23 protein-coding genes and 1 pseudogene are annotated in these 24,043 nt (G+C 68.5%); 8 read left to right on the forward strand and 16 right to left on the reverse strand.

Annotated elements, in window-relative coordinates:
* Positions 1-54 precede the first annotated feature (54 nt).
* Both KY49_RS30235 and KY49_RS30240 read right to left on the reverse strand, forming a co-directional pair.
* Positions 55-1,611, reverse strand: coding sequence for a 3-hydroxyacyl-CoA dehydrogenase (locus tag KY49_RS30235; RefSeq protein WP_042587999.1), 1,557 nt, complete (start codon positions 1,609-1,611; stop codon positions 55-57).
* Positions 1,612-1,771: 160 nt separating this feature from the next.
* Positions 1,772-2,083 carry a hypothetical protein gene (locus KY49_RS30240; protein WP_156162640.1) on the reverse strand — a complete coding sequence of 104 codons (312 nt, stop codon included), beginning with the start codon at positions 2,081-2,083 and terminating at the stop codon, positions 1,772-1,774.
* Between the two features lie 87 nt (positions 2,084-2,170).
* On the opposite strand from KY49_RS30240, the gene KY49_RS30245 reads away from it, so the two are divergent.
* Complete coding sequence (locus tag KY49_RS30245) at positions 2,171-3,259, forward strand: calcium:proton antiporter (RefSeq protein ID WP_042588001.1); 1,089 nt, start codon at positions 2,171-2,173, stop codon at positions 3,257-3,259.
* Positions 3,260-3,268: 9 nt separating this feature from the next.
* The gene (locus KY49_RS30250) at positions 3,269-3,754 is read left to right on the forward strand and encodes a hypothetical protein (protein WP_042588002.1); all 486 of its coding nucleotides are present in this window, start codon (positions 3,269-3,271) and stop codon (positions 3,752-3,754) included.
* A 19-nt stretch (positions 3,755-3,773) separates the two neighbouring features.
* Here KY49_RS30250 and KY49_RS30255 read toward each other — a convergent pair whose 3' ends face one another.
* The 7 genes and pseudogenes from KY49_RS30255 to KY49_RS30285 form a co-directional block, all read right to left on the reverse strand.
* Positions 3,774-5,069 (reverse strand): hypothetical protein, encoded by a 1,296-nt coding sequence (locus tag KY49_RS30255; protein WP_042588003.1) that lies wholly within the window; start codon positions 5,067-5,069, stop codon positions 3,774-3,776.
* The gene (locus KY49_RS30260; protein WP_042588004.1) at positions 5,050-5,718 is read right to left on the reverse strand and encodes a hypothetical protein; all 669 of its coding nucleotides are present in this window, start codon (positions 5,716-5,718) and stop codon (positions 5,050-5,052) included. Before KY49_RS30260 ends, KY49_RS30255 begins: the two co-directional genes overlap by 20 nt.
* Positions 5,719-5,871: 153 nt before the next feature.
* Positions 5,872-7,407, reverse strand: a complete 1,536-nt coding sequence (locus KY49_RS30265; RefSeq protein WP_042588005.1) for a WG repeat-containing protein — start codon at positions 7,405-7,407, stop codon at positions 5,872-5,874.
* A 41-nt stretch (positions 7,408-7,448) separates the two neighbouring features.
* Positions 7,449-8,105 carry a hypothetical protein gene (locus tag KY49_RS30270; protein WP_042588006.1) on the reverse strand — a complete coding sequence of 219 codons (657 nt, stop codon included), beginning with the start codon at positions 8,103-8,105 and terminating at the stop codon, positions 7,449-7,451.
* A 21-nt stretch (positions 8,106-8,126) separates the two neighbouring features.
* Complete coding sequence (locus KY49_RS30275; RefSeq protein WP_042588007.1) at positions 8,127-8,480, reverse strand: hypothetical protein; 354 nt, start codon at positions 8,478-8,480, stop codon at positions 8,127-8,129.
* Positions 8,481-8,656: 176 nt separating this feature from the next.
* A pseudogene (locus KY49_RS36515) lies at positions 8,657-8,818 on the reverse strand (LysR family transcriptional regulator); the annotation flags it as partial.
* A 69-nt stretch (positions 8,819-8,887) separates the two neighbouring features.
* Positions 8,888-9,856, reverse strand: coding sequence for a LysR family transcriptional regulator (locus KY49_RS30285; protein WP_042588009.1), 969 nt, complete (start codon positions 9,854-9,856; stop codon positions 8,888-8,890).
* A 376-nt stretch (positions 9,857-10,232) separates the two neighbouring features.
* Here KY49_RS30285 and KY49_RS30290 point away from each other — a divergent pair, with 376 nt between their 5' ends.
* From KY49_RS30290 to KY49_RS30305, 4 genes are all read left to right on the forward strand, one after another.
* On the forward strand, positions 10,233-11,411 hold the full coding sequence (locus KY49_RS30290) for an HPP family protein (protein ID WP_042588010.1): 1,179 nt from the start codon (positions 10,233-10,235) through the stop codon (positions 11,409-11,411).
* Between the two features lie 109 nt (positions 11,412-11,520).
* A complete protein-coding gene (locus tag KY49_RS30295; RefSeq protein ID WP_042588011.1) occupies positions 11,521-11,934 on the forward strand; it encodes a MarR family winged helix-turn-helix transcriptional regulator in 414 nt (137 codons plus the stop codon).
* 17 nt (positions 11,935-11,951) lie between these two features.
* Positions 11,952-13,724: a chloride channel protein gene (locus KY49_RS30300; protein ID WP_042588012.1), complete on the forward strand. Its 1,773-nt coding sequence runs from the start codon at positions 11,952-11,954 to the stop codon at positions 13,722-13,724.
* A 318-nt stretch (positions 13,725-14,042) separates the two neighbouring features.
* Positions 14,043-14,387: a hypothetical protein gene (locus KY49_RS30305; RefSeq protein WP_029226202.1), complete on the forward strand. Its 345-nt coding sequence runs from the start codon at positions 14,043-14,045 to the stop codon at positions 14,385-14,387.
* A gap of 103 nt (positions 14,388-14,490) precedes the next feature.
* Here KY49_RS30305 and ppnP read toward each other — a convergent pair whose 3' ends face one another.
* The gene (ppnP, locus tag KY49_RS30310) at positions 14,491-14,811 is read right to left on the reverse strand and encodes a pyrimidine/purine nucleoside phosphorylase (protein ID WP_010089719.1); all 321 of its coding nucleotides are present in this window, start codon (positions 14,809-14,811) and stop codon (positions 14,491-14,493) included.
* A 183-nt stretch (positions 14,812-14,994) separates the two neighbouring features.
* Positions 14,995-15,897 carry a LysR substrate-binding domain-containing protein gene (locus tag KY49_RS30315; protein ID WP_010089720.1) on the reverse strand — a complete coding sequence of 301 codons (903 nt, stop codon included), beginning with the start codon at positions 15,895-15,897 and terminating at the stop codon, positions 14,995-14,997.
* A 171-nt stretch (positions 15,898-16,068) separates the two neighbouring features.
* Here KY49_RS30315 and KY49_RS30320 point away from each other — a divergent pair, with 171 nt between their 5' ends.
* Both KY49_RS30320 and KY49_RS30325 read left to right on the forward strand, forming a co-directional pair.
* Entirely contained in the window at positions 16,069-17,250 is a 1,182-nt protein-coding gene (locus tag KY49_RS30320) for a M20 aminoacylase family protein (protein WP_042588013.1), read from the forward strand.
* A gap of 41 nt (positions 17,251-17,291) precedes the next feature.
* The gene (locus KY49_RS30325; protein WP_042588014.1) at positions 17,292-18,605 is read left to right on the forward strand and encodes an MFS transporter; all 1,314 of its coding nucleotides are present in this window, start codon (positions 17,292-17,294) and stop codon (positions 18,603-18,605) included.
* A gap of 74 nt (positions 18,606-18,679) precedes the next feature.
* On the opposite strand, the gene KY49_RS30330 is transcribed toward KY49_RS30325, so the two are convergent.
* The 5 genes from KY49_RS30330 to KY49_RS30350 all read right to left on the reverse strand — a co-directional run bounded on the left by KY49_RS30330 (position 18,680) and on the right by KY49_RS30350 (position 23,831).
* Positions 18,680-19,756, reverse strand: coding sequence for a porin (locus KY49_RS30330; RefSeq protein ID WP_088500445.1), 1,077 nt, complete (start codon positions 19,754-19,756; stop codon positions 18,680-18,682).
* Positions 19,757-19,839: 83 nt separating this feature from the next.
* Positions 19,840-20,259, reverse strand: coding sequence for a DoxX family protein (locus KY49_RS30335; protein ID WP_042588016.1), 420 nt, complete (start codon positions 20,257-20,259; stop codon positions 19,840-19,842).
* A gap of 175 nt (positions 20,260-20,434) precedes the next feature.
* Positions 20,435-21,712: a c-type cytochrome gene (locus KY49_RS30340; RefSeq protein WP_042588017.1), complete on the reverse strand. Its 1,278-nt coding sequence runs from the start codon at positions 21,710-21,712 to the stop codon at positions 20,435-20,437.
* A gap of 2 nt (positions 21,713-21,714) precedes the next feature.
* Positions 21,715-23,328: a GMC family oxidoreductase gene (locus KY49_RS30345; RefSeq protein ID WP_042588018.1), complete on the reverse strand. Its 1,614-nt coding sequence runs from the start codon at positions 23,326-23,328 to the stop codon at positions 21,715-21,717.
* A complete protein-coding gene (locus KY49_RS30350) occupies positions 23,328-23,831 on the reverse strand; it encodes a sugar dehydrogenase complex small subunit (RefSeq protein ID WP_042588019.1) in 504 nt (167 codons plus the stop codon). Before KY49_RS30350 ends, KY49_RS30345 begins: the two co-directional genes overlap by 1 nt.
* Positions 23,832-24,043 lie beyond the last annotated feature (212 nt).

Genomic DNA, 24,043 nt, shown 5'->3' on the forward strand with positions numbered 1-24,043 from the left:
GGGGAGCTCCTCCAGTGGAGTGATGTCGTTATCGTGATCGGGGGAAAGCGGCGGTCAGGACCGGAACGCGCGGCCGGCCGCGCGCAGCGCGGCGATGCGCGGCGACACGCGGTAGCGATCCTCGCCGTAGCTCGCGGCCAGATGCGACAGCACGCGATGCACGCGCGCGATGCCGATCGCGTCGGCCCACGCGAGCGGGCCGCATGGATAGTTGACGCCCTTTTCCATCGCGAGATCGAGGTCGGCGGGCGAGCACACGCCCTGGTTCACCGTGTCGGCCGCTTCGTTCGCGAGCATCGCGACGGTGCGCATCACGATCATGCCCGGCACGTCGGCCAGGCCGACCACGCGAAAGCCCGCCTGCTGGAACAGGCCGACCGCGTCCGCATAGGCCGCGTCGCTGCACTGGAGCGCACGGGTCAGCGCGACGAGCCCGGCCTGCGCGTAGTCGCGTGCGAGGTCGACGAGCACGAGGTCGGCCACGCCCGTCTGCGCGGCCCGTTCGGTCGCGGTGCGGCCGTCGGTCAGCGCGATCGACGCGCGGCCGGCCGTCGCGAGCAGGTCGTCGGGATGGGCATCCGCGTGCCGCGCGCCGGCCACGCGTTCGGCGACGCGCGCGCGCAGCGCATCGGCCGGGCCGTCCTGCGCGAACAGCGTGACGGCCGCGGGCGCGTCGCACGGCGGCTCGACGTCCGGCGCAGGCGGCGTCGCGCCGTCCGCATACGAATAGAAGCCGCGGCCGGACTTGCGGCCGAGGAAGCCCGCGTTGACGAGTTCCTGCTGGATCAGCGACGGCGTGAAGCGCGGATCGTTGAAGTACGCGCGGAACACCGATTCGGTCACCGCGAAGTTCACGTCGTGGCCGATCAGGTCCATCAGCTCGAACGGCCCCATCCGGAATCCGCCCGCTTCGCGCATCACCGCGTCGATCGACGCGGGCGCGCCGCCCTGCTCGTTCAGCACGCGCAGCGCCTCCGCGTAGTACGGCCGCGCGACCCGGTTGACGATGAAGCCCGGCGTCGACTTCGCCAGCACCGGCCGCTTGCCCCACGCGGCGGCGGTGTCGTACAGCACCTGCGCGACCTCGGGCGCGGTCGCGAGCCCGCTGACCACCTCGACGAGCGCCATCAGCGGCGCGGGATTGAAGAAATGCAGGCCGGCGACCCGCTGCGGCGCGCGCAGGCCGGCCGCGATCGCCGTGATCGAGATCGACGACGTGTTGGTCGCGAGCAGGCACGCGTCGTCGACATGGCGTTCGAGCGTCGCGAAGATCTCGCGCTTCACGTCGAGCCGCTCGGCCGCCGCCTCGACGACCAGCGCGGCGGGCGCGAAGTCGGCCAGCGCGCGCACCGCGCTCACGCGGTTCGCCGCGGCTTGCGCCTGCGCCGGGTCGAGCCGGCCCTTCTCCGCGAGACGCGCGAACTGCGCGCGAATCCCGGCGAGCGCCTTGTCGCAGGCCGCTTCGTTCAGGTCGTACAGCAGTACCGGATGGCCGGCCGCCGCCGCGACCTGCGCGATGCCCGCGCCCATCGCGCCCGCGCCGATCACGCCGACGACCGCCGCCGGCGCCAGCGCGCCCGGGTTTACCGATTGTGCAGAGAAAACAGCCATCGCTTGCGATCCGTCAGGAAGTGGGAATGTCGGCGATTATAAACCGACCGGTCGGTAGATTTATGTCAGGGCGAGCCCGGATTCGTCACGTAAAAGACCGTTACCGAATCCGCAATGACGAAAAATGAAAATTCATCGGCACTTTTTTCGAACCGAAAGGTCAACGTAAGAATTCGATTTTCGGATAGCGGCGCGCATCCGCCTGATAAAATCCCGCAACCCGCGGGATTTCAGGGAGAAACCGCATGCCACGCCGCCATTGCCGCGCATCGCCGGCCATTCCTTCGGGGCCGGACCAGAGCCGCTGGCCTTGCCGGGCGGCGATCCGGCCCTGCTTCCGGCGGCCAGTCGCATCGAACCGGTTCGATGCGACCGGCGCCGGCGCGACGGGCTCCGGCCCCCTCGCCACCTGCCGCGTCGCAACGGCGAACCCGGCCCGGCGCTTGTCCGCGCCGCCGCCTTTCAGTTCCATCGCTCTCGTTCGGCGGTTGTCCGGCCGGGCTTCGTCCAACCCGTGACGGCGCATCGAACGCCGCCACTCGAATAAGGAAAACCCTCCATGCCGATGTCGTCCAACCTGCTCCCGCGCTGGACCCTCTGGGCCCCGCTTGCCGCCTGGCTGGTGCTCGCGCTGTCGCGCGTCGTGCCGGCCGATGGTCTCGTCATCGCACTGTTCGCGGCCGCGCTCGCCGGCGCCGTGTTCGCTGCGGTCCACCATGCCGAAGTCGTCGCGCACCGCGTCGGCGAACCGTTCGGCACGCTCGTGCTCGCCGTCGCCGTGACCGTCATCGAAGTCGCGCTGATCGTATCGGTGATGCTCGGCGCGGGCCCCGAGAAATCCGGCCTCGCGCGCGACACCGTGTTCGCCGCGGTGATGATCATCTGCAACGGCATCGTCGGCCTGTGCCTGCTCGTCGGCGCCTGGCGGCACGGCGAGCAGGACTTCCAGGGGCGCGGCGCGAGCAAGGCGCTCGCGGTGCTCGCGTCGCTGTCGGTGCTGTCGCTCGTGATGCCGAACTACCTGAGCGCCGCGCCGGGCCCGCTGTTTTCGCGGTCGCAGCTCGCATTCGCGGGCGTGTCGTCGCTGGTGCTGTACGGCGTGTTCGTGTTCGTGCAGACCGTGCGCCACCGCGACTACTTCCTCGCCGACCACGACAGCGCGAACGAATCCGTCCACGCGGCGCCGCCGAGCAGCCGCACCGCGCTGGTCAGCCTGCTGCTGCTGTTCGTCAGCCTCGTCGCGGTCGTGCTGCTCGCGAAGCTGCTGTCGCCGGCCGTCGAGCACGCGGTGCTGCAGCTCGGCCTGCCGGAAGCCGCGGTCGGCATCGTGATCGCCGCGCTCGTGCTGCTGCCCGAAGGGCTCGCGGCCGTCGCCGCGGCGCGCGCGAATCGCCTGCAGACCAGCATGAACCTCGCGCTCGGCTCGGCGCTCGCGAGCATCGGGCTCACGATTCCGACGGTCGCCGCGGTGTTCATCTGGGTCGGCCAGCCGCTCACGCTCGGCATCGGCGCGATGGAAACCGTGCTGCTGTCGCTGACGCTGCTCGTCAGCACGCTGACGCTCAGCGCCGGACGCACGACCGTGCTGCACGGCGTCGTGCACCTGTCGCTGTTCGCCGCCTATCTGTTCCTGTCGGTCACGCACTGATCAAGCGTGATGCGAAACCTTCCCGTCCGGCTGCTCGGCATCCTGCTGACGCTGCACCTGTCCGTGGGGCACGCGCAGCCGGCCGGCGCGCCGGACGATGCCATCGGAGCCTGGCATTTCGACGATCCGTTGCTGTATTACGGCGACATGGACACCGACGGCAACGTGCTCTACGTGATCTGCGAAGCCGGGCGGCTTCGGGCCTCGGTGCTGGTGAACGGCGCCGATCGGCATGACGGCCAGCGCGTGCGCGTCACGTTTGCGTCGAACAGCGCGCGCGTTTCAAGCCGCGGCGCCCTCGCGCCGTCCGATCTCGACATGTACGCCGTCGCGGAAATCACCGACCGCGCGCGGTTCTATCGCCTGTTCGACGACGACCGGGAACTCCGGATCGACGTCGAAGGCGAAGGCGATCCCCTTCGCCTGCCGTTGCGCGGCGCGCGCGATCAGGCCGCTCGACTGAAAGCCGCCTGTCCGGTCAGGCGAGGACGCTGAAGGCCGCGTCCCGCCCACGTCATGGGTTGCGCGCGGCGGCGCCCGCTTTCCCGCATGCGTCCGGCGTCCGGTCGGACGCTCCCGCACACTGCCGCCACACCGCGTCCGGCATCGCCGCGACCACGACGAGATCCTGTCCCGGCGCGTAGTTCCAGATCACACGCCCCGGCCGGTCGCGCGCGGCTTCCCAGATCCTGCGCTTCTGCGCCGCGCTCAGGCGGATCGCGCCGCCGTTCCGGCCGCTCTTGCCGGCCGCGAGCAGCTGCAGCTCGTCGTCCCTGAACGCAATGATGCCGCCGGCCGACTCGTCGCCCGGCAACAGCAGGAAACGCCACGCGTAATCGTCGGAATCGACAGGTGGAATCGTCCAATTCGGGCCGTCGAGCACCAGCGTGCGCTGCTCGCGATCGGACAGGCTGTACGTGTACGCGCCGCGGATCTCCGGCAAGCGATGCGGCAGCGCCTTCTGCCCGGACGACGCGAGATAAAGCGCGCCCGGCTTGCCCTGCGCATCGAAAGTTTGCACCCGCACGGCGCCGTCTTCGCGCCGTATCACGCGCAGCAGGCGGCCGTCGGCGTCATGCACGTAGACGAGCCCAGCCTGATCGCCGGCGCGGCCGTCGCACACGTCGGCGCCCGACGCCGCCAGCCAGCCGTGCGCGTCGTAGCGCAGGCAAACGCGGCCGGTCTGCGCCGGCGGCGTGCGTTCGCCGGCGTCGCGGTCGCGGCTGAAGGTGTCGAAGCCGGCCAGCCGCCCGGCGCTGTCGTAATGCAGCACGAGCTTGCGTTCGAGCCGGTAATCGCCCGGCTCCGCCGCGCGCGCGTCGGCGGCGCGATTGCCGGCCCCGCCATGCCGCCGGTCGTACGCGTAGCGATCGCTTTCCTCGCGGGTCAGCAGCGCTTCGCGCTTGTCCTCGAACGCGTCGGTGAACCCGTTTTGCTCGACGCGGCACAGATGGCGCGTGCCATCCGCCGCCTGGTCGAAAAACAGCGTGGTCGGGCCAACGCGCTTGCCCGGCAGGCGGTAGGCGGACCAGTCGACCTGCTCCGCCCACAGCGTCGGGCGCGCGCGAGCGTCGAGCGTGACGCGCAGCGGATCGTCGAGGTCCGACGACTTGACGCGCGAACCATCCAGCCCGAGCAGCGCGCCGGCGTCGTCCAGCGGAAAATCCACCGCGACGGACGTCATCGCGGCCAGCGCGGCGTCGGACGGATCGCACACCGCGTGGGCGAACGGCGCGGCCGCGAGGCCGGCCGCCAGTGCGAACGCATGGGCGCGCAGGCGCCGGCGAACGTTATTGGAATTGTGTGCCATGAAGCGTCGCAATCAGGTTCCAGAATTCGGCGCTGACGCCGCCGAGCCGCAGTGCGCCGTGCCGGTCGTCCATCAGCAGGAACGGATAGGCGTTCCGTTCGAGCGTCCCCGGCGGCGGCAGATGGTATGGCTTGAATCGCTTCGGATCGCTGAAGTAGCGTTCCGCGGTCTCGCCGCCGGTGCCGATGTGCATGTACCACACGGTCAGGTCGCGCGCCGCGATCTTCGGATCGGTCTCCGGATAGATTCCGCCTTCGCCCGCCGGCACCGATTCGCGCAACACGTCGAAGAAGATGCGGCCGGCGCCCGCGACCGCGAAGCCCGCGCCCGCGCTGATGCCGGCATGCTCGGCGACCGTTTTCAGCAGCGGCACCGCGCGTGATTTCGGCACGACGGATTTCGCGAAGATCCGCTCGAACTCGTCGTCGGAAATCGGCCCGCCGGACGCGCTGCGTTGCTGCAGCGTCGTGAAATCGGCCTCGAATTGCGCGAGCCACGCGCGGTAGCGTTGCGCTTCGGCGGCGCTGTCGAAGGCGTCGGCGAAGGCCGGTTGCGCGGCCAGCAGGACGGCGATCCAGGCAAGCGCGGCGAAGGCCAGCACGCGCAGGCCCTGCCGCAATCCCTGCAGATGGCGCGGACGTTCTCTCATGATGTTGTCTTTCTTCGAGTGATGGCTGCGCCGGGTCGTCCCGGCGCACGCGGCGATACGATCCGGGGCACCGGCCGATGTCCCGTTATCGCAAAAAGGGGCAGTGTACTGAATCCCGGCGCGCGTGACATCTCCCGCGTGGATGCGCGACGCTCAACAGCCGCCGCCCGACGCCGTGCGCGCCAATGCGCGTCGCTGCGCATCGTCGAACAGGCTCGCGTCGTCATACCCGGCCAGCTCGCTCGCGACGGCGGGCGGCAGCGGCGCCTCGCCGCCGTCGTCGTGCACCACCCACGCGCTGCCGTCGCGAAAGCCGATCGCCAGCCATCCGTCCCGCACGCCTGCCCGGCTCAGGCTCTCGTAACGCGCAGCGCTTCGCTCCACGCCGTCGACATCGACGATGCCCCAGCACCCGCCGCGCCGAAAGCGCAGCAGCACCCCGAGCGCGAACGTCGCGATCTCGTCGACCGCCCCGGGCGCGATCAGCGCATGGCCGTTCTCGTCGACGAGCGCACTGCGCGCCACGCCGTCTTCGCCGGCTTGCGGCAACAGGTAACGAAACGCCTTGCCGCCGTTTACGTCGCTCGCCTCGACGACCTCGACCTGCTCTTGCGGCGCACTCCCCACCCGCACCAGGCGACGGGTATAGACGTCCGGCACGGTCCTGCCGGCGGGTGTCGTGAAGATCACGCCGGTCGAATGGTCGATCGCGTCGAATTCGGCCGGCAGCCGCCATTGCCCCACGGCGTCGACGACACCCCACAGCGCCTGCTCGCGCGCTGCCCAACAGCATTCGCCGAAATGGAGCAAGACCGTCAATTCCGCGTAACGGCACGGCACCACCTCCACGCCGTGACGATCGACGACGCCGAACTTGCCGTCCCGCTTGACCCGCGCGAACTCGCCATGCCAGAACGCCCACACCTGCTCGTACCGCACGGGCGTGATCTCCCGCCCCGTCGTGTCGACGTGGCCGTACCGGTCGCCCTGCCTGACGATCGCGACGTCCGTCCAGGCATCGAACTCGCCGATCTCGTCATAGCGCGCCGGCGCGAGCACCTCGCCCGTCACCGCCATCACGCCCTGCCGCCCGTCCTGCTCGAACACCAGCGCTTCGTCGTAGATGATCGACGTCAGCGGCTCCCAGCCGTAGTCGTAGTGCGGCTGATTGATCAGCTCGCGGAAGCTCGTCACGTCCTCGCATGCCAGCCCTTCGCAAGCGTCGAGCAGCGCGGGATCGTCCGCGTCGATCGCGGCGCGGATCCGCGCGTTGTCGCGTTCGATGCGCGCCAGCAGCGCCTGCGCCTGGCCCGCGTGCGTCTCGTCGGACAGGTTGAACACGTCCCATGCGTCGAGATGGAAGTAGCGATGCACGGCGCGATTGCCGAGGAACGCGAGAATCTTCCGCTTCGCTTCGCGGAACGCGTCGGGATCGTCGATCAGGCGCTCGGCGTGGCGCTCCAGGAACGCATAGAGCCGCGCCATCAGCGCCTTGCCGCCCGCCGCGTCGGCATAGAGGCCGTCGGCCTCGCCGGTGTCGTTGCAGCGGTTGCGCGCCAGGAACGGCGACGACGACAGCAACGGGCTCAGTACGGTCGGAAAGTCGTAGTTCCATTCGACCATGCCCAGGCATGGCGCGCTGGTCCGGCCGACGTCGTCGAGGTTGTACAGATACAGGCGATGCGCCATCGAATGTCCTCCTGAAAAACGGCATGACTGCCCGCGGGTCGTCAAACGTCCGAATGAACGACGACGTCGAACTTCGCGCCGACCGTCGTCGCGATTGCCTCGAGCGCGGGCACCCATGCGCGCATCGGCTCGAGGCTGTCGCGGCAGTCCGGACCGAGCTCGAAGAATGCGCGCTTCACGTAGGGACCGTTGACTTCGGCGGGCATGTTGCGCGGCTTCACGTCGAACCACAGCAGCCCCTGGCATGAGCCGGTGCCGGGCTCGCGAACCGAATCGATCGCGAAGATTCCGAGGGTGGTGATCGCGCCGTGGCGAAAGCGGAAGCTGTCGCCGCCGCAACGCAATCCGGACCATGCGCGATCGCGCGTGCGAAACACGACGAGCGCGTCGTCATCGTCCGTCGTCGACGCGGCCGAGCCGTCGGTTCCGGCGTCGACGTCCACGTATTGTTCGATCACATGCCGGAGTTCATTGAACAGATGACGGGCGCCGCCTGGTACAGCCAGTCTTTTGAACTGCGCCGCGTCGCGATCGACGCGCGGTTCGACCGACGCGTCGCGTTTCGCGAGCCTCGACAGGATGGCGGTCTGTGCGATCAGCACCGCGACCGCTGTTGCGCCGCCGGCCAGCAAGCCGTAGCGCGACACCACCACCCACGCCGCGATCGCGGCGGGAATCAGGTAAAGCAACCAGATCAATCTGTGCCCTCGTTATTGGTCTTATTTCGACGACGCATCGTTCGCCGGTTTGTCGACGACAGCGTCGACGATATCCCCGATCCAGTCCAGATCGTGGTTTTCCCGGCGCGCGTTCTGCATGTCCATCTGCGCGCCTATCAAGTCAAAACCCTCGCGCGCGTCGTCACGCCGTTGCGGCACGGCGACGCCCTTCGCCATCTGCCGCCGTGCGAGATCCGCCGTCGCCTTTTGATGCCGGGTCAGCTTCTTCTTGCCGGCTCGTCGTGGCTTCGCCTTCGGCTTCGCCGGCGGCGCATCGCCTTGTTGCCGCGTCGCGGCCGCCGCGATCTCCCGCTTCAAGCGGGCGCAGAAATTCCGGATGGCGTCGATCAGCATCGTCTGATTCCGTCTTCGGTGGTGCGAAATGCTTCGGACCGAAGTGTGCCATGCAACCACGCCGCGTCACACCATCCCGTCTTCCGCACGCTCGGCGAAAAACGCGTCGACCATCGCGTTGAAGCGCGGCAACGCGGGGTTGTCCTCGTCCGTGCGCCACGCGAGATACAGCTCGGCCGGCTGCTGCGTTCGAGCAGCGCGATGCCGAGCACGTGCTCGAGCAGCTGGATCTGCCGGCTGAGCGGCGGCTGCGTCATGAAGAGCCGCTGCGCCGCGCGGCCGAAATGCAGTTCCTCGGCGACCGCGACGAAGCAGCGGAGCGGGTGCAATTCAATCATTCAGATGCCGGATCGATCGATTGGCTCGTGATGCGCGGGCATCGCCGCACTCCGCCGACGGCGCCACGCTCACGCGCGCTTGCGGCCGTCCGGCGCGTGCTCGACGGTCAGCCGGTCCAGCTCGCGCAGGTCTTCCTCCAGCGCGGGCGTGAGCGTCGTGCGCAGGTGTTCGAGGAAGGTGCGGATCTTCGCGTCGAGATAGCGGCGCGTCGCGTACACCGCGTAGACGCTCAGCGTCTGCAGCCGGTATTCCGGCAGCACGCGGATCAGCCGCCCCTCGCGGATATCGTCGAGCACCGTATACAACGCGACGCACGCGATCCCGCGCCCGGCGCGCACGGCAACGCACAGCGCGTCCGGCACGTTGACCTGGAACGGCGCGGGCGGCAGCTCGAACACCTGCTCGTCGCCGTCCTTGTGCTCGAGCCGCCATTCGCTGGCCGGCGACGCCGGCGTGTCGAGCCGCAGGCAGGTGTGCTTCGGCAGGTCTTCCGGCGTCTGCGGCGTGCCGTGCCGCGCGAGGTATTCGCGCGACGCGACGAGCACGCTGCAGCTCGTGCCGCAGGTTTGCGCGACATAACCCGAATCCGGCAGTTGCGACGCGGTGACGATCGACACGTCGTAGCCTTCCTCGACCAGATTCGGCATCCGCTGCGCGAGCGTCAGCTCGACCGACACGTCCGGGTTGTCCTCCTGGTAGCGGACGATCGACGACACGACGTGGCTCTGCCCGAGCCCCGTCATCGCGTGGATGCGCATCTTGCCGGTCGGCCGCAGCAGCGCGTTGCGCGCCTCCGCGTTCGCATAGTCGATTTCCGCGAGGATCGATTTCGCGCGCTCGAAATAGCGCTGGCCGCTCTCGGTGAGGCCGAGGTGGCGCGTCGTGCGATGCAGCAGGCGCGTCTGCACGTGCGCCTCGAGGTTCGAGACGGCGCGCGACACCTGCGCGGTGGTCGCGTCGATCTCCTTGGCGACCGCGGTGAAACTGCCGGCTTCGACGACGCGCACGAACAGGCGCATGTTTTCGAGCATGTCCATTGAATTGGCTTGGGGGAAAGTAAGTGGGAAGGCGTCGGCCGCGCTCGCGTCAGGTGGGGAACGGAACACGGACGGAAACCACGACGACGCGATTCCCCATGCCGGAGAAGAGGCGGGAGAGCGGGCATCGCATGCGTGGTCGGGACGTTCGGGGGGAAATCGGTGCGCGGAATTGTACGCCGCTGCGGACGAACGTGCGCTGCTGCGCCCGAAGTTTTCATCCGGCGAAAGCTTCCCGAAAGCATCGCTTGGCGCGCGCCCGCAACACCTCGCAACACCTCGATGCTGCGCCGCAATTTATATCACAACGCGATATAATGCCGCACCCCCGTACCCCAACACGCGCGCATCGTCCCCTTCTTTCTTCACGGATTCCATGTCGTCCGGCTCCTCCACGTCCCGTCGCACGCTGCAGCAATGGCTGCACAGCTTCACCCCTCTTCCGATGACCCTCGGCTGGCGCGAGCGCCTGCGCTCGTGCGCCGGCGCGCTGGTCGGCATCGCGACGGTCGGCTTCACGATGAAGGTCGTGCCCGGCGTGCCGGGGCTCGTGCCGCTGCTGGTCGCGCCGATGGGCGCGTCGGCGGTGCTGCTGTTCGCGGTGCCCGCGAGCCCGCTCGCGCAGCCGTGGTCGATCATCGGCGGCAACCTGGTCGCGGCGACGGTCGGCGTCGCGTGCGCGCAGTGGATCGCCGATCCGGTCACGGCCGCCGCGGTGGCGGTCGCGTGCGCGATCGGCGGGATGTTCGCGCTGCGCTGCGTGCACCCGCCGTCGGGCGCGGTCGCGCTGACGGCCGTGCTCGGCGGGCCGGCGATCCACCGGCTCGGCTTCGGCTTCGTGCTCGAGCCGATCGCGCTGCAATCGGCGATCCTGCTGTCGGCGGCGCTCGTCTACCACGCGCTGACGGGCCACCGCTATCCGCACGGCGGCGTGCGCCCCGATGCGAAGCCGCAGGCGGGCGGCGCGCCGGCGCGCGCACGCGGCGGCTTCACGCGCGAGGATCTCGACGCGGTGCTCAAGCGCCGCGGCGAATGGCTCGACGTCGATCCGAACGACCTCGAGGCGCTGCTGCGCGAAACCGAACTTCAAGCCTACGCGCGCACGTTCGGCCAGCTCACCTGCGCCGACCTGATGACGAAGGACGCGATCAGCATCGCGCCGTCGACGTCGGTGACGGCCGCCCTCACGCTGCTCGACCGCCATCGCGTGAAGGCGCTGCCCGTCGTCGATGCGGACCGCCGGCTGGTCGGCATCGTCACCCGCGCCGACCTGACGCGCTACCTGCGCCGCCCGACGGCGCTGTGGCAGCGCCTGTCCGCGCGCCTGCCGGAATCGTTCGGCGGCCAGCCGGCGAGCGTCGACACGGTGATGAGCCGCGACGTCGCGTCGGTGCCGCAGACGCTGCCGCTCACGGCGCTCGTGCCGCTGTTCACGCACTCGGGCCACCACCACATTCCGGTCGTCGACGCATCGCGCCGGCTCGTCGGCATCATTACCCAGACCGATCTCGTCACGGGCCTGTACCAGCAAACGCAGATGCTCGAAGCCGCATGACCCGACGCCGCCGCGCGGCGCGTTCCGCGCCGCCGCCGCCGGTGCAATTCGCGCATTTGTATCATGTTGTGATATATATTCGCTCGACTGTTTTCCCTTCTCCATCACGATGACCGACATCCGACGCGCGCTGCACAAATCCGATTTCGAGCAGCTCTCCGAATTCCGCTACCAGATGCGCCGCTTCGAGCGCTTCTCCGAGCGCGCCGCGCAAAGCGAAGGCGTGACGCCGCTGCAATACCTGCTGCTGCTGCACATCAAGGGCTATCCGCAGCGCGAATGGGCGACCATCGGCGAGCTCGCGGAACGCCTGCAGGCGCAGCATCACGGCGTCGTCGCGCTCGTGTCGCGCTGCGAAGCGCTCGGGCTCGTGAAGCGCAAGCCGAGCGACACCGACCGCCGCCAAGTCGAGGTCCATCTCGAAGCCGCCGGCGAAACCCTGCTCGCGCGCCTCGCGGCGATGCACCGCGCCGAGCTGAAATCGCTCAAGGGCGCATTCCAGGTTCCCCAACTCGATTACTGACGCCGACGTCCGACACGATGAACGCCCCGCACAAACGCGATTTCGCGACCAACGACCGCCTGCCCCGGATAGCGCTGCTCGCCGCCGTGATCGGCGTGCTCAGCACGCTCGCGGCGTTCGTGCTGTTGAGCCTGATCCACCTGTTCACGAACCTGTTCTTCTTCCAGCGGTTCTCGTTCGCCGACCATTCGCCGGCCGGCAACGCGCTCGGCGCGTGGGTAATCGCGGTGCCGGTGATCGGCGGGCTGATCGTCGGGATGATGGCGCGCTTCGGTTCGGAAAAGATCCGCGGCCACGGCATCCCGGAGGCGATCGAGGCGATCCTGTTCGGCAAGAGCCGCATGTCGCCGAAGGTCGCGGTGCTCAAGCCGCTGTCGTCCGGCGTCGTGATCGGCAGCGGCGGCCCGTTCGGCGCCGAGGGGCCGATCATCATGACGGGCGGCGCGCTCGGCTCGCTGATCGCACAGTGCGTGAAGGTCACCGCCGCGGAGCGCAAGACGCTGCTCGTCGCAGGCGCGGCGGCCGGCATGACCGCCGTGTTCGGCACGCCGGTCGCCGCGGTGCTGCTCGCGGTCGAGCTGCTGCTGTTCGAATGGCGCCCGCGCAGCTTCCTGCCGGTCGCGCTCGCGTGCGCGGTCGCCGGCTTCGCGCGCGCGGTGTTCTTCGGCGTCGAGCCGCTGTTTCCGCTGACGACCGCCGCGCCGTCGCCGGTCGCGCTGCTGTCGTGCGTGGTCGCGGGCCTGCTGTCCGGGATGCTCGCGTGCGGGCTGTCGGCCGCGCTCTACCGCGTCGAGGACGCGTTCGCGAAGCTGCCCGTGCACTGGATGTGGTGGCCCGCGCTCGGCGCGATCGTGATCGGCGTCGGCGGCTGGCTGCAGCCGCGCGCGCTCGGCGTCGGCTACGACGTGATCGGCGACCTGCTGCATCAGCACATCGCGCTGCAGATCGCGCTCGCGCTGCTGGTCGTCAAGGCGGTGATGTGGGTGATCGCGCTCGGCTCCGGCACGTCGGGCGGCGTGCTCGCGCCGCTGCTGATGCTCGGCGCGGGGCTCGGCACCGTGCTCGCGCCGGTGCTGCCGGGCGGCGATCCGGCGCTGTGGCCGCTCGTCTGCATGGCCGCGACGCTCGGCGCCACGCTCGGCGCGCCGCTGACGGCGATCGTGTTCGCGTTCGGCCTCACGCACGACACCAACGCGCTGCTGCCGCTGCTCGCGGCGACGCTCGTCGCGCACGGCTTCGCGACCGTCGTGATGAAGCGTTCGATCATGACCGAGAAGATCGCGCGCCGCGGCTATCACATCTATCGCGAATACGGCGTCGATCCGCTCGAGCGGCACGACGTCGCCGAAGTGATGACGCGCGCCGATGCGATCGTCGCGATCGATGCCGCGACGACGCTCGCGGAGGTCGATGCAACGTTCTTCGGCGCGCGGCAGACGCACCGCGCGTATCCGGTCGTGCAGGACGGCCGCCTGCTCGGCGTCGTCGATCGCGCGCTGCTCGACGCGCAGCGCGCGAGCCGCGCGCCCGGCACGCCGATCGCGGACGTGCTGGCCGATCGCGCACCCGTGGTCGCACTCGCGCATGAAACGTGCCGCCTCGTCGCGACGCGTCTCGCGGTGCACGGCCTCGAGCGGCTGCCGGTCGTCGACGACGCGCAATCGCTGCGCATGACCGGCCTCGTGTCGCGCAGCGACCTGATCAAGCCGGCGCTCCAGCACTTCGACGACGAACACAAGCGCGAGCGCTTCCGCCCGATCGTGCCGGCCAACGCGCGCAAGGCCGGTTGACCCGCGCATTTGAACTTGCTTGACAGTTCGATCTGCGAAAGTTTGTCATCATGGGCTCCATGCGACGGGGCCTGCAATCATCCATCCCACGATAACGAGTCGACGCGCGGCATTCGCACGAATGCCGCACGCGGCGACCCTTCACCCATCCCACGCTCGGGCAGCGAGACGACCAGGGCGCGGCACTGGATCAGCCGTTTGGCAAGCGCGTTAACATCTTGTTGCGCAATTGCTTGAACCCGATCCGCGCTGTGCGATCTCACTTGTGCAGTTCTGCTGCGCATCCCACTCAATCAATCACGACCCGAGGGAGATAACGTGAAATACTTACCGCTCATCGCACTGACTATCGCAATTTCCGCTCACGCGGCCGATCCGTCGCCTGCCGTGCAAAACGTGGGACAAAGCCAGAAACCTGCTCAGGAAGTCTCGGCGTGCATCGCGAAAACCTGGGCAGACAAATCCCAGCAACAGGTCGTCTCGCAGTACGTGCTCGCGAATGGCCTCGCGACCGATGTCTACGCGCCGGGCCAGCAACCGCCGAACGGCGCGGCCGCGCTGGTGCGCCCGGCCCAGACCGCGGGCGCGAAGACCTGGGTCGGCTTCCGTGCCGGCAGCGGTGCGGGCGCCGATGCCGCAGGCGACATCAACGCCTGCCTGTAACGCGTCCGGCGCACGGCCTCGCACGGCCCTTCAAACAACGAGCCCCGCAATCGCGGGGCTTTTTCATTGAACGGCGGGCGGCGCGCCATGCGCGCCGACGTCGTCAGAGATAGCTGCAGACGTAGTCGAGCGTTTCGAGCACTTCGATGTCGAAACGGCTCTTGCCCGGCACCGAGAACGACTCGCCCGCGCCGTAGGTCTGCCATGCGTCGCTGCCGTCGAGCTTCACGCGGCACTTGCCGGCCTGCACTTCCATCAATTCGGGCGCGTCCGTGCCGAAGTTGAGCGCGCACGGCAGGATCACGCCGAGCGTCTTGCGCGTGCCGTCCGGAAACAGCACGGTATGCGATACGCACTTGCCGTCGAAGTAGACATTGGCACGCTTGACGACCGACACGTTGTCGAATTGGGTTGCACTGGTCATGTAACGCCTCTGGTTGCTGAATCTGAAAGTTGGCGATGGTTGGAGAGCGGCCGGCGGCGCCGGCCGGCCGCTATGATACCGGCTCGCCGGCCGCGCACGAAAATTGCGCCGGGCCGCCGTTCATCATGCGGCCCCAATGCTCAGGATGACTGGCAAAGCGCGTTTGACCCGTGAACGTCCCGTTCACCGCAGCCCTTGCCTGCGCGCCGAATCGCGCAGGCAATCGAGCAGCATCGATGCGGCCGGCGTGAGCGGGCTGTCGCGGCGCGTCACCACCTGCACCGACACGGCAGGCAGCCGGTCGCGGATCGGCAGCACCACGAGCCGGTCGCGCGCCCAGTCGGCATCGAGCAGTTGCTCCGGCATCGACGCGAGCAGGTCGGAGCCCGTCATCAGGCTGTGCGCGAGCCCGAAGCTCGGGCACTCGACGATGCGCGACGGCACCGGCAAGCCGTGCGCGACGAAGCAGTTGAACAGCGCCTGCGTCGAGCTTTCCGGCGACGGGTTCATCAGCCAGTCGGCGTCGACGAGCTCGGCGAGCGACGTCGCCGACGCGAGCGGATGCCCGTTGCGCGCGACGATCAGCGAGCGGCTCGCATACAGCTCCGCGTGATCGAACTCCGCCGCCAGCAGCTCGGGCACGACCACCGCCACCGCGAAATCGAGCGAGCCGTCGTGCAGCCGCGGCAGCGCGACGCCCGGGAAACCTTCGATGAAACTCACGCGCGCGACCGGAAAACGCCGCCGGAACGCGCGGAACGCGTCGGGCAGGATCGTCACCGCCGCAGCCGGCGTGATGGCCGCCGCCACCGAGCCCGTCGTCGCGCCCTGCGCCTGCTCGATGTCGTCCCGCGCCCGCTGCATCTCGGCGACGATCAACCGCGCGCGCACCTGGAGCTGCTGGCCGAAGCCGGTCAACTGCACGCCGCGCGCGGTGCGCACGACGAGCGACACGCCGAGCGCATGCTCCAGCTCCTTGACCGCCTTGGTCAGCGCGGCCGGCGACACGTTGAGGCGGCGCGCCGCCGCGCGGATGCTGCCCTCGTCCGCGACGGTGACGAACGCTTTCAACTGGTGATATTTCATGGCGATGCGTGATCCGTGGAAACCCGGACACCGGGCCCGGCAGCCGATCTCAGGGTGTTCCCTAGCGGCAACCTGTGGTGAGCACCGAAGCAATTTATCAGCTTCTGGTAGGCGACAGAAATTTATATGCTTCGACGTCATACGTACGTCAAACACCCCTTCGGAGACACCATGCAGCCTGCAAACCCCGTCATCCCCGGCATCGCCGCGATCGCGCCCGACCTGATCGACGTGCGCCGCCGCATCCACGCCCATCCCGAGCTGGCGTTCGAGGAAACGCAGACGAGCGATCTCGTCGCCGAGCTGCTCGCCGGCTGGGGCTACGAGGTCCATCGCGGCCTCGGCAAGACGGGCGTCGTCGGCGTGCTGCGCGAAGGGCAAGGCGCGCGCACGATCGGCCTGCGCGCCGACATGGACGCGCTGCCGCTCGCCGAGACGACGGGCCTGCCGTACGCGAGCCGCCACGCGAACAAGATGCATGCGTGCGGCCACGACGGCCACACCGCGATGCTGCTGTGCGCGGCGCGGCACCTCGCGGCGACGCGCCGGTTTTCCGGCACGCTGAACCTGATCTTCCAGCCGGCCGAGGAGAACTTCGGCGGCGCGCAGGCGATGATGAACGACGGCCTGTTCGATCGCTTCCCGTGCGATGCGATCTTCGCGATCCACAACATGCCGGGCTGCCCGGCCGGCGACATGGCGTTCCGCGCGGGCGCGGCGATGGCGTCCGCCGACCGCGTGACGATCACGCTGCGCGGTGTCGGCGGCCACGGCGCGATGCCGCACTTCGCACGCGACCCGATGTCGGCGGCGGGCAGCATCATGGTCGCGCTGCAGACGATCGTCGCGCGCGAGATCGACGCGCAGCAGGCGGCCGTGATCACGGTCGGCAGCGTGCAGGCCGGCGAGACGTTCAACATCATTCCCGAGACGGTCGTGATGAAGCTGTCGGTGCGCGCGCTGGACGCGGACGTGCGCGCGCTGCTCGCGCGCCGCATCGAGGCGCTTGCGAAGGGCCAGGCCGAGAGTTTCGGCGTGACGGCCGAGGTCGACTACAGCTACGGCTACCCGGTGCTCGTCAATCATCCGGAGCCGACCGCGTTCGCGACCGACGTTGCGCGCCGGATGCTCGGCGCGCAACGCGTCGACGCCAACGCGGCGCCGCTGATGGGCAGCGAGGATTTCGCGTACATGCTCGAAGCGCGCCCCGGCTGCTACGCGTTCATCGGCAACGGCACCGGCAGCAAGGGCGGCTGCATGGTGCACAACCCCGGCTACGACTTCAACGACGACATCCTCGCGATCGGCGCGAGCTACTGGGTCCACCTGGCCGAAGCCTGGCTCGCGGCCTGACGGCCCTTCATCACGCGCTCTCGCGCTCATCGGGGAATTGCATGGAAACGTCCGCTCTTGCTCTCGCCGGCGCGCCGGCCGACGCGCGCGCCGGCGCGCAAAAGCGCCGTCTGATCGCCGCCGCCGCGGTCGGCAACGCGCTCGAGTTCTACGACTTCACTGTCTACAGCTTCTTCGCGATCCTGATCGGCAAGCTGTTCTTCCCGGTGCAATCGTCGTTCGGCCAACTGATGCTCGCGGTGGCGAGCTTCGGCGTCGGCTTCGTCACGCGCCCGCTCGGCGGCCTCGTGATCGGCATGTACGCGGATCGCGCCGGCCGCAAGAAGGCGATGATCGCGACGCTGCTGCTGATGGCGCTCGGCACCGCGACGATCGCGGTCGCGCCGACCTATGCGCAGATCGGCATCGCGGCGCCCTTGCTGCTCGTGGCCGCGCGCCTGCTGCAGGGTTTCGCGTCGGGCGGCGAGGTCGGCGCGTCGACGACGCTGCTGCTCGAACAGGCGCCGCAGCACCGCCGCGGGTTCTACGCGTCGTTCCAGTTCTCGAGCCAGGGCCTCGCCGCGCTCGCGGGCGCGCTGACCGGCGTCGCGCTGACGTCGATGCTCTCCGCCGCGCAGCTCGAAAGCTGGGGCTGGCGCGTGCCGTTCGTGATCGGCACGCTGTTCGTGCCGCTCGGCTACTGGCTGCGCCGCACCGTCGAGGAAGTGCCGGCCGCGGCGAGCGCGCAGAAGGAAAAGGTCGCGTCGCTGCCGCTCGCGGACGTGCTGCGCCATCACGGCAAGGCCGTGTTCGCGGGGCTCGGCGTGACGATCGGCGGCACGTCGATCCACTACATCATCGTGTTCTACATGGCGATCTACGGCGTACGGGTGCTGCATCTGCCGAGCTGGCTGTCGATGACGGCCGGCTGCGTCGCGGGCGCGATCATGATGGTCGTGACGCCGCTCGGCGGCTATCTGTCGGACGTGTTCGGGCGCAACCGGATCACCTGGTGGACCCGCATCGCGCTGATGCTCGCGATCTATCCGGCGTTCGTCGCGCTGAACCGCTGGCCGGGCGCCGCGTCGCTGCTGTCGATCATCGCGGCGCTGTCCGTCGTGCATTCGATCAACGTCGGCGCGACCGCCGCGATGCTCGGCGAACTGTTCCCGCGCGCGGTGCGCGCGACCGGCGGCGCGCTCGTGTACAGCGTCGGCGTCGCGATCTTTGGCGGCTTCGCGCAGTTCTTCGCCACGTGGCTGATCGCGGCGACCGGCGATCCGAACGCGCCCGCCTGGTATGCGATCGGCTGCGGGGTGCTGACGCTGCTCGCGCTGCGATGCATGGACGAAAAGTCGGGCAAGGTGCTCGACTGATACGCGTCACACGAAAAAAGGGCTTCGGCATCCACTGCCGAAGCCTTTTGCGTATCGCGCCCGCCCCGCGCCGCTCAGAACGTATGCATCATCCCGACATACGCGCCCGTCTGCGACTCGCCCGCCATCGGGCTCGTGTTCGGCGTCGCGTCGCGCGGCGTCGCCAGCAGCGAGAAGTTCGAATTGCCGCCGTTGCGCACATAGGCAACGGTGCCGTACAGGAACGTGCGCTTCGACAGGTTGTACGTCGTGCCGAGCACGTACATCATCGCGTGGCCCGACGGATCGTGCGACGCATCGCTATTGCCGTCGCCGACCTTCACGTAGTAGCCGCCGCCCGTCACCGCCCATTGCGGGTTCGCCGTCCAGGTCGCGCCGAGCCAGTAGTGATCGGCGCGATCGGGAACGCCCGCGGGGCTGTCCGGCGCCTGGTAATGCGTATACGCGCCCTGGATCTTGAACTGCGACACCTTCACGTTCGCGCCGACGAAATATTCGCGCGAGCTCGAGAAGATGTTGCTGAACTTGCCGTTGCTGTCGCGCAGTTCGTCGTACATCCCGCGCACGTCGAGCAGCGGCGAGTGGTACGAGATCATGATCCCGTCCGAGCGGCCGAAATCGCCGGGCGCACCGTAGTTGAAGCCGCGCGACTGGTTGCCGAACGCGTACTGCGCCTGCACGTCGAAACCGCCGATCACCGGGCTGTGATATTCGATGTTGTTGCTGGTCTGCTGCCAGTTGCGGCCGCGCACGAGCGACGCCGATGAAAACGCCTGCTGGACGAACGGATCGAATTCCCACACGCCGTCGCTGTCGATGAACAGGTTGCGGCCGGCCTGCAGCTGGCCCCACGTATTGCTCTTCAGGCCGACGTACGCGCGCCGCGACCACATCCGCCCGCCGCCCGTCGTGCCGTTCATCACCTGGAACGCGGTCTCCAGGTTGAAGACCGTCGACAGCCCGCCGCCGAGATCCTCGACGCCCTTCAGGCCGAACATGCTGGTGCCCCAGTCGCCGCCCTCGGCGCTGAAGCGCGACTTGCTGCCGGTCGGCGTCGCGATGTGGTTCAGGTATTCGACGCCGCCGTCGACGCGGCCGTACAGCGTCACGCTCGTCTGCGCGCTCGCGGCCGCGGGCACGGCCGCCGCCATCAGCAATGCGATTTGTTTGAATTGCAAGATATTGCCCCCTCGGAGTCTCGACCCAACGACGCGCGCCCCATGCGCGCGCCCGGTCAGCCGCGATCGATCGAAAAACGCCCGGGGCCGGCCGCGCAGAGCGCGAGCAAACCGCCGGTGATCGCGATGTTCTTGTAGAAATGAATCATGTTGCTCATCTGTTCGCCGCCCGTCATCGTCCAGTAGTGGTGGCCGATGAGCGCGGTGCCGACCGTGTAGAGCGCCAGCAGCAGCGCGAGCGGGCGCGTGTAGAAGCCGACGAGCAGCGCGATGCCGACGAGCAGCTCCATCACGACGGCGATCGCCGCCGCGATGATCGGCGCCGGGGCGCCCACCTTGCCCATGTACGCGATCGTGCCGGAAAAATGCACGAGCTTCGGCCAGCCGAACAGGATGAACAGGATAACGATCAGGATGCGGGCAATCAACAGCAGCACGTCGCGCTGGGACGCGAGAAAGGATTGTCTCGATGTCATGGTGTCGCTCAACGAATGCGATGCGCGGCAGCCACGCATCGGCGTGTCAATGAACCAGGACGGGCGGCGACGCGCGCCGCCCGTCCCAATCTGCAACCACCTTGCATCGGGCCGCCGCCCGATGCGCTGCGCGCCCTCCTCTCGAGATAGTGCTGGTGCGGCCGTCGCGCGCCGCTCAGCGCAGCTTCGCGACGTCCTGCTCGGTCACCTTCACGGCCGGATTGCCGAACTGCCCGGTCAGGTAGTTCGCGAGCGCGGCGATCTGCGCATCCGACAGCTCGTGGCGGAACGCGGGCATCCCGACGTCCTCGCTGCCGGCCTTGCGCTGCACGCCGTTCAGGATCACCTGCACGAGGTTGGACGGATTCGGCGCGCCCACCGTCGAGTTGTGGAACAGCGACGGATAGTAGCCGTCCGGCGTGCCCTTGCCCTGCATCTGGTGACAGCTCGCGCAGTTGCCGAGATACAGGCGCGCCGGGTCGATGCCCGACGACGCGAGCGCGACGCCGCGCAGGCGCAGGCCGTCCTCGGCGGGCTTGCCCCACGTGTAACGCGGCTGCTTGGCGCTGCTGTCGGCCACCGCCGGCACGGTGCGGATGTACGTCGCGATCGCACCGATGTCCGCGTCGGTCATCTTCGAGAAGCTGTGCTCGATCGCCTCGGCCATCGGGCCGGCCGCCTGCGCGACGCCCGGCACGCTGCCGGTGCGCAGGTACTGGACGAGCTGCTCGTGCGTCCAGCCGCCGATCCCCGCGTTCTGGTCCGACGTGATGTTGTAGCCGTCCCAGCCCGCCAGCACCGAGCCCGACAGGAAGCTGCCGCCCGTCTCGTCGAGCGACTTCTCCTGCATCGCGATGCCGCGCGGCGTGTGGCACGTGCTGCAGTGCGCGAGGCCCTGCACGAGATACGCGCCGCGGTTCCATTCGACGCTCTGCGACGGCTTCGGCTGGTACGCGCCGTCCTTCAGGAACAGCCAGTTCCAGATCTTCAGCGGCCAGCGCATGCTGAGCAGCGCGGGGATCTCGTTCTTCGGCGGCGCCTGCTTGACGGGTTCCACGCCGTGCATGAAGTACGCGTACAGCGCCTTCACGTCGTCGTCGCTGACCTTCGCGTACGACACGTACGGCATCGCCGGATACAGGTTGTCGCCGTTCTTCGACACGCCGCGGCGCACCGCGCGCTCGAAGTCGTCGTAGCTCCAGTTGCCGATGCCGGTGTCCGCGTCGGGCGTGATGTTGCTCGTGTAGATCTTGCCGAGCAGCGGCACCGGCATCCCGAGGCCGCCCGCGAACGGCTTGCCGCCCTTCGTGGTATGGCAGGCCATGCAGTCGCCCGCGACCGCGAGGTATTCGCCGCGCTTGACGAGCGCCGCGTCGGCCGGCTCGGCCGCGCGGGCCAGGCCGGGCAACGCGAGGCAGCCGGCCAGAAGGAAGGAGAGAGATTGTTTCAGCACGGTCAGACTTCCTTCTTCAGCTGGTCGGAGATCCGCAGCGCGAGCGCCGCGATCGTCAGCGTCACGTTCACCGTGCCGACGGTCGGCATCGTCGCGCTGCTCGAAATGAACAGGTTCGGATGGTCGAACGTGCGGCAGTCCTTGTCGACGACCGAGTCGCGCGCATCCGCGCCCATGATCGTCGCGCCGGTGATGTGGTTGTTCGGCGCGAACTCGTCGTTGAACACGACGTCCGTGCCGCCCAGCACCTGCGCGGCGGTCGCATAGACCTCGCGCGTATGCACGGCGCCGCGCTTCACGTAGTCGTCGATCGCATAGGTGATCTCGGGGCGCGGGATGCCGATCGCGTCGGTGGCCGTCTTGCTCGGCACGATGCGGTTCTCCGGCTGCGGCAGGATCTCGTGGAAGCAGTCGAACTGCACGTAGCGCGCGGAGCGGTCGCGGATCTGCGCATCGAGTTCGTCGTGCTTCAGCAGCTTGCCGGCCTTGAAGATCTTCTGCGTTTCCTGGTCGACCCGCGAAATGTTCGACAGGTGGATCTTCTTCGCCGCCTCGGTCGCGCGGAACGGGCCGTCGCGGAAGCCGATCAGCGACGTCATTTCCTGCGGGCCGCGGCCCGGCCACAGCTTCTCGCTCGCATAGAACGACACGCCCGTGCCCGGGTGGTCCATCAGGTTGCGGCCGACCATGTCGGAGCTGTTCGCGACGCCGTTCGGGAAATCGCGGTTCGCGGACATCAGCAGGATCTTCGGCGTCTCGATGCCGTTCGCCGCGATCACGAAGTATTTGCCTTCGACGCGGTGGTCGGCGCCCGCCTTGTCCTTGTAGATCGCCGCCGTGATGCGCTTGTTCGGGCCGGTTTCCAGCTTGTGGACGACCGCGTTCTCGATCAGCTTCGCGCCGGCCTGCTCGGCCTTCTCGACGTGCACGATGCCGTTGTACATCGCGCCGATCGGGCAGATCGGCATGCAGTTGTTGTTGCCGCAACAGGTCGGCCGGCCGTCGTACGGGCGGCTGTTGCGCGCGACCGGCTCGGTCACCACGTGGAGCTTCGGGTCGTGGTTGTTCAGCGCGGTCTTGATCGTTTTCTCGTTGTACGACAGCGGCAGCGGCGGCATCGGATACGGCGCCTTGCGCGGCGAGTACAGGTCTTCCTCGGGGCCCGGGCCCCACACGCCGAGCTCTTCCTCGGCGCGCTGGTAGTAGTGCTCGAGATCGTCGTACTGGATCGGCCAGTCGCGGCCGACGCCGTACACGGTCTTCATCTTGAAGTCGTTCGGGATGAAGCGCCACGCGGACGCGGCCCAGTGCCACGTCGTGCCGCCCACCGCGCGGATGTACTGCGAGTTGAACTTGTGCTCGCCCTTCAGGATCAGGTAGTCGTTCGGCGGGCCGTACTCCGGATGCGGCGCCCACGGAGTCGACGGGTACGGCGCCATGAAGTCCATCTTGTCCGCCTGGTTGCGGAAGCGCTCGACGATTTCCCCGCGCGGCAGGCGCGGGCCGGCTTCCAGCAGGATCACCGACTTGCCCGCCATCGCGAGCTGGTGCGCGACGATCGCGCCCGCGACGCCCGACCCGACGACGACGACGTCGGCTTGTTGTGTATCGGCCATCAGGCTTGCCTCTCGATCGGTTTGTCGGCCCAGAAGCCGGGTTTGTTGGGGCAATACGAGCGGATCACGAGCGTATCCGACACAACGCCGAACATTAGCGCTTCTTCGTAAGTAATCACGACGTTGTCGACGATGCCGAGATACCACGCTTCGAGAATCGCGAGCGCGAGCTTCTCCTGATCGGGGCTCAGCGTGCCCGCGGACAGCGCGCCGGCGAGTTGCGGCAGGCTGTCGGCCGTCTTGAACGAGCCCTTCTGCAGCGCCTGCAGCAGGCGCTCGCCGATCACGCGATTCAGGCGCGGCTTGCCGGTCAGCGATTCGGACAGCGTCATGAAGGTGTCGAGCGGCGCGGCGGCCGGGTTGTCGGCCAGCGCCTTCAGCGCGAGCGAGCCGGCGAGGCCCGCGGCAGTCAGCGCGAGCGCGCCCTGCAGCCATTGGCGCCGCGTAAGGCCGGCGGCGGCGTCGCCTGCGCGACGCGAGTAGGGGGTATTGTCGTTGTGCATGCTTCCTTCTCTCTGACGCCAGATTGGGGAAAACCTGTCTTGATATTTCTCAAACTTCGGCGCGGGCCTGAAATGTACGCGTACAAATCGGATCGGACAATCTTTTTATAGTCCATTAAATATTCCGCATTCCGACACAATCGAAATTTCGCCGGATTTTTGTGTCCCCTGCGCGACAAATCCGCGATGCCCTCTCCCCGTATCGCGCGACG

The organism is Burkholderia sp. MSHR3999 (assembly GCF_000833595.1).
GTDB classification, from domain to species: domain Bacteria; phylum Pseudomonadota; class Gammaproteobacteria; order Burkholderiales; family Burkholderiaceae; genus Burkholderia; species Burkholderia ubonensis.

Excerpts from the sequence above, each read along its gene's own strand:
- KY49_RS30290 (WP_042588010.1), top strand. The coding sequence starts at position 10,233 with ATGTCGTCCGGCTCCTCCACGTCCCGTCGCACGCTGCAGCAATGGCTG.
- KY49_RS30335 (WP_042588016.1), bottom strand. The coding sequence starts at position 20,259 with ATGACATCGAGACAATCCTTTCTCGCGTCCCAGCGCGACGTGCTGCTG.
- KY49_RS30320 (WP_042588013.1), top strand. The coding sequence starts at position 16,069 with ATGCAGCCTGCAAACCCCGTCATCCCCGGCATCGCCGCGATCGCGCCC.
- KY49_RS30275 (WP_042588007.1), bottom strand. The coding sequence starts at position 8,480 with ATGCTGATCGACGCCATCCGGAATTTCTGCGCCCGCTTGAAGCGGGAG.
- KY49_RS30345 (WP_042588018.1), bottom strand. The coding sequence starts at position 23,328 with ATGGCCGATACACAACAAGCCGACGTCGTCGTCGTCGGGTCGGGCGTC.
- KY49_RS30315 (WP_010089720.1), bottom strand. The coding sequence starts at position 15,897 with ATGAAATATCACCAGTTGAAAGCGTTCGTCACCGTCGCGGACGAGGGC.
- ppnP (WP_010089719.1), bottom strand. The coding sequence starts at position 14,811 with ATGACCAGTGCAACCCAATTCGACAACGTGTCGGTCGTCAAGCGTGCC.
- KY49_RS30325 (WP_042588014.1), top strand. The coding sequence starts at position 17,292 with ATGGAAACGTCCGCTCTTGCTCTCGCCGGCGCGCCGGCCGACGCGCGC.
- KY49_RS30250 (WP_042588002.1), top strand. The coding sequence starts at position 3,269 with ATGCGAAACCTTCCCGTCCGGCTGCTCGGCATCCTGCTGACGCTGCAC.
- KY49_RS30235 (WP_042587999.1), bottom strand. The coding sequence starts at position 1,611 with ATGGCTGTTTTCTCTGCACAATCGGTAAACCCGGGCGCGCTGGCGCCG.
- KY49_RS30285 (WP_042588009.1), bottom strand. The coding sequence starts at position 9,856 with ATGGACATGCTCGAAAACATGCGCCTGTTCGTGCGCGTCGTCGAAGCC.
- KY49_RS30300 (WP_042588012.1), top strand. The coding sequence starts at position 11,952 with ATGAACGCCCCGCACAAACGCGATTTCGCGACCAACGACCGCCTGCCC.
- KY49_RS30255 (WP_042588003.1), bottom strand. The coding sequence starts at position 5,069 with ATGGCACACAATTCCAATAACGTTCGCCGGCGCCTGCGCGCCCATGCG.
- KY49_RS30265 (WP_042588005.1), bottom strand. The coding sequence starts at position 7,407 with ATGGCGCATCGCCTGTATCTGTACAACCTCGACGACGTCGGCCGGACC.
- KY49_RS30245 (WP_042588001.1), top strand. The coding sequence starts at position 2,171 with ATGCCGATGTCGTCCAACCTGCTCCCGCGCTGGACCCTCTGGGCCCCG.
- KY49_RS30330 (WP_088500445.1), bottom strand. The coding sequence starts at position 19,756 with ATGGCGGCGGCCGTGCCCGCGGCCGCGAGCGCGCAGACGAGCGTGACG.
- KY49_RS30350 (WP_042588019.1), bottom strand. The coding sequence starts at position 23,831 with ATGCACAACGACAATACCCCCTACTCGCGTCGCGCAGGCGACGCCGCC.
- KY49_RS30260 (WP_042588004.1), bottom strand. The coding sequence starts at position 5,718 with ATGAGAGAACGTCCGCGCCATCTGCAGGGATTGCGGCAGGGCCTGCGC.
- KY49_RS30240 (WP_156162640.1), bottom strand. The coding sequence starts at position 2,083 with ATGGAACTGAAAGGCGGCGGCGCGGACAAGCGCCGGGCCGGGTTCGCC.
- KY49_RS30295 (WP_042588011.1), top strand. The coding sequence starts at position 11,521 with ATGACCGACATCCGACGCGCGCTGCACAAATCCGATTTCGAGCAGCTC.